The following is a 3,757-nucleotide window of genomic DNA, read 5'->3' as shown; positions in this document are numbered from 1 at the left end:
CCTGTTTCCCATCGCGAGTGCCGGGCTGGTGCRCAACTCGGCCCTGGCGTTCGCCGCGCTGCTGGCGATGGGCTTCGATGCGGATGCCGCCTGCGCGCGCATGCCCGGGGTGCGGCTTCCCGCGTCGGTGATGCAGGTGCACACGCTGCGCACCCGGGCCGGCATCGAGGCCACGCTGATCGACGACAGCTGGAACGCCGAGGTCATGTCGATGCGCAACGCGATGGAGTTCGTGCGCACCTACCGGCGTGCGGACGATGCGCCGGTGCAGCGCAAGATCGGCGTGCTCGGGCGCATCGTGAACCTCGGGCGCGATTCGCAAGCCCTGCACCGCGGCCTTGCCGAACCGCTGCTGGCCTCCGGCATCGAGCACCTGGTGACGCACGGCGCAGAGATGCGCTGGCTGCGCGCGGATGTACCGGCCGGGCTGCTCGGACCGCACTTCGACGATGCCGAGAAACTCGCGGACTACCTCGGCACCTTCCTGCGCGACGGCGACCTGGTGCTGCTGAAGGGCGACCGCGTCGGTTCCGACTTCGGCACCATCCCCCAAAGGCTGCAGCAGCTGTGACACCCATGGCCGCATGGCGACGGTGCACCCGCTTCGCGTGGCTCCTGCTGGCGCTCGCGCAGGCGGCGTGCGCACAACGCGCAGGCCCCGATCCGCGCGTGCCGGCCACCTCCGAAGACCAGGCGCTGCAATGGAACCAGCCTGCCGTACGCGCAAACTGCCCCGACCGGCGCGGCTACCTCTGGGTGCAGCCGGCCGAAGGGCCGGCCTGCATCCGCTACTTTGCAAGCGACGAGATCGATGGCGCGCGCGTGGCCATCGTGCAGTTCTCCGGCGACCGCGACGGCGTGATGGACCAGCCGCCCGCGCGCATCCCCGGCAACACCGCGGCGCTGCGCACGCTCGACGCGCAGCGCAGCCGCAACCGCTCCGGCGTGCCGTGGATCTTCATGGCGCGGCCCGGCACCTACGGCTCGTCGGGGGACCATCGCAAGCGGCGCGAGCCCGTGGAATTCCATGCCTTGGACGCGGCGCTCGATGCGCTCATGCAGCGCCACCAATTGCAGCGCATCGTGATCCTGGGCCACAGCGGCGGCGCCACGGCCGGCGCGGCGCTCCTCACCATGGGCCGCACGCGCGTGGCCTGCGCGGTGCTGACTTCGGGCGCCTATGGCCTGCTCGAACGCGCGCGCATGCTGGGCATGTCGAGGGGCGGCCGGACCGACACCACCGGCAGTGCGCAGTTCTACGATCCGCTCGAGCATGTGGGCGGCATCGTGCGCGACCCGTCGCGGCGCATCGTGCTGATCGGCAACCGCGACGACCGGAACACGCCCTTCGCCCTGCAGCAGCGCTTTGCCGATGCGGTGGCGCAGGCGGGCCACCGCATCGAGCTGCAGACCCACGCGGCCGAGCCGCCCACCCACCACGACCTCACGGACGGCATCGGCCTGCAAACCGCATCGCTGTGTGCGCGCGAGGCGCTTTTTCCACCAACTCCAGCAACCGAATGAGCAGCAACATCACCACCCGCGAATTCGGCCGCATGCCCGACGGCCGCATCGTGACCGAATACACCCTGGACAACGGCCTGGGCCTGCGCCTGGGCGCCATCAACCATGGCGGCATCGTCACCGCATTGCACGTGCCCGACCGGCATGGGCGCAGCGGCAACATCGTGCTCGGCCTGCCGAGCCTTGCGGACTACCTGGGCCCGCATCCGCACCTGGGCACCATCGTCGGGCGCTATGCGAACCGGATCGCGGGCGGGCGCTTCACGCTCGATGGCGCCCAGCACCAGCTCCCGCTGAACAACGGCGCCAACTCGCTGCACGGCGGGCACCGGGGCTTCGGCACGCGCTTCTGGCAGATCGAGCCGGTGCCGGTGGACGGCGCGGCGGGCGAGGAAATCGCCATCGAGCTTCGCTACACCAGCGCCGATGGCGAAGAAGGCTTTCCGGGCGAAGTGCAGCTGACGGTGCGCTACGCGCTCAGCACCCGCGAGAACACCTGGCGCATCGACTACCGCGCCGTGACCGACCGGCCCACGGTGCTGAACCTGAGCCACCACGACTACTTCAACCTGGCGGGCGAGGGCGCGGTGCTGGACCATCGGCTCACCATTCCCGCGAGCCGCTACTGCCCCGTGGATGCAGGCCTGATTCCCCTGGGCCTTGCGCCGGTGGCCGGAACGCCGTTCGACTTCCGCGCGGCCACGCCGGTCGGCGAGCGCATCGATGCGCCGCACGAGCAATTGCGCGTCGCCGGCGGCTACGACCACAACTGGGTGCTCGACCGCGAGCCCGCCGGCCTGGCGTTGGCGGCGCGGCTCGAGCACCCGCCGTCAGGCCGCGTGATGGAGGTGCACACGACCGAGCCGGCGGTGCAGTTCTATTCGGGCAACTTCCTCGACGGCAGCCTGCGCGGCGCCGATGGCGAGAGCTTGCGGCGCGGCGCCGGGCTGTGCCTGGAAACGCAGCACTATCCCGATTCGCCGAACCAGCCGGACTTTCCTTCGACGGTGCTGCGGCCGGGCGAAGTGTTCAGCAGCAGCACGCTGCACCGCTTCGGCACACTGGCCTAGCCCCCGAACTCGGCCGCAAGCAGGCCGGGGCTGCCGATGCGCACCGCGAACAACCCGCCGGCCAGCGGCTCGGCCTCGAACTGTTCGGCCGTGAGCCCGCTGCGCGCGGTGCTGATGTAGAGCGTGCACAGGTCCTCGCCGCCGAAGGCGCAGTCCGTGACGTTGCTTGCGGGCAGTTCGATGCGGCACAGCTCGGCGCCGCTCAGCGGGTCGTGGCAGCTCACGCAGTGGCCGCCCCAGTGCGCGATCCAGAGGCGGCCGGCCGCGTCGGTCGTCATGCCGTCGGGCAGGCCATCGCCCTCGGCAAAGCGAAGCCACACCCGCTTGTTGCCCACGGTGCCGGCTGCGCTGTCGAAGTCGTAGGCATACACGCAGCCTTCGACCGTGGCATTGAAGTACATCGTGCGTTCGTCGAGCGACCAGGTCGGCCCGTTGGTCACGGCAAAGCCGTCGTCGTGGCGCGTGCAGCGGCCGTCGGCGTCGAAGCGGTAGAGCGCGCCGGTCGGTGCCACGCAGTCGAAGTCCATGGTGCCGCCCCAGAAGCGGCCCTGGCGGTCGCACTTGCCGTCGTTGAAGCGGTTGCCGGGCCGGTCGGGCTCAGGCTGGTGCAGGTAGCGCGGCGCCGCATCCACCGCGGGATCGAACAAGGCGAAGCCGCGGCGCATGGTGACGATCAGCCCCGGCGCGTTGGCGCGCTCGGCCAGCGCGGTGATCTCCTCGTCGAACTGCCAGCTGCGCCGCGCGCCGCTGGCCGGGTCGAGCCGGTACAGGCGGCTTTCGAGGATGTCGATCCAGTAGAGCGCCCGTTCGCGCGGCGACCACAGCGTGCCCTCGCCGAGCGTGGCGCCCGCGGGCCACAGGCACTCGGGCTGGCCGAGGATCGATGGCACGCCAAGGGGCGTGGGAGTGGATGCGGTGCGGCCGGTCTGGGTCATTTGTTTTGCGCCTTTGTTGTCTCTGTCCTTGACGCGGCGGATCGTATCAAGGCATATTGATAATAGAAACCAAACTATTTGGCATCAAGTGATATTGATTTTGCAATGTCACCGCCAGCTCTCTGGAGACACGCATCTTGAAGGATTCCCCGCAGCTTTCGATCCATCCCAGCCTGAAGGGCCGCACTGTGTTCGTCACCGGCGGCGGCAGCGGCATTGGCGCGGCCA

At 69.9% G+C, this 3,757-nt stretch carries 4 protein-coding genes and 1 pseudogene; 4 read left to right on the top strand and 1 reads right to left on the bottom strand.

What is annotated here, in order from left to right; all coding sequences use genetic code 11:
- From AC1DOC_RS24085 to AC1DOC_RS24075, 3 genes are all read left to right on the top strand, one after another.
- A partial coding sequence (locus tag AC1DOC_RS24085; RefSeq protein ID WP_478130641.1) for a glutamate ligase domain-containing protein occupies positions 1 to 571 on the top strand: 571 nt, incomplete at its 5' end.
- 5 nt (positions 572 to 576) lie between these two features.
- Positions 577 to 1,524 carry an alpha/beta hydrolase family protein gene (locus AC1DOC_RS24080; RefSeq protein WP_018903597.1) on the top strand — a complete coding sequence of 316 codons (948 nt, stop codon included), beginning with the start codon at positions 577 to 579 and terminating at the stop codon, positions 1,522 to 1,524.
- Positions 1,521 to 2,594 (top strand): aldose epimerase family protein, encoded by a 1,074-nt coding sequence (locus tag AC1DOC_RS24075; RefSeq protein WP_028254127.1) that lies wholly within the window; start codon positions 1,521 to 1,523, stop codon positions 2,592 to 2,594. Before AC1DOC_RS24080 ends, AC1DOC_RS24075 begins: the two co-directional genes overlap by 4 nt.
- Here AC1DOC_RS24075 and AC1DOC_RS24070 read toward each other — a convergent pair.
- A complete protein-coding gene (locus AC1DOC_RS24070) occupies positions 2,591 to 3,529 on the bottom strand; it encodes an SMP-30/gluconolactonase/LRE family protein (protein WP_028254126.1) in 939 nt (312 codons plus the stop codon). The genes AC1DOC_RS24075 and AC1DOC_RS24070 overlap by 4 nt on opposite strands.
- Positions 3,530 to 3,666: 137 nt before the next feature.
- On the opposite strand from AC1DOC_RS24070, the pseudogene AC1DOC_RS24065 reads away from it, so the two are divergent.
- Positions 3,667 to 3,757, top strand: a pseudogene (locus tag AC1DOC_RS24065) (3-oxoacyl-ACP reductase); the annotation flags it as partial.

Source organism: Variovorax sp. 01T439_2 (assembly GCF_056398445.1).
Note: the sequence above shows the minus strand (reverse complement) of the source record. Positions and strands in the feature narration are given on the sequence as shown.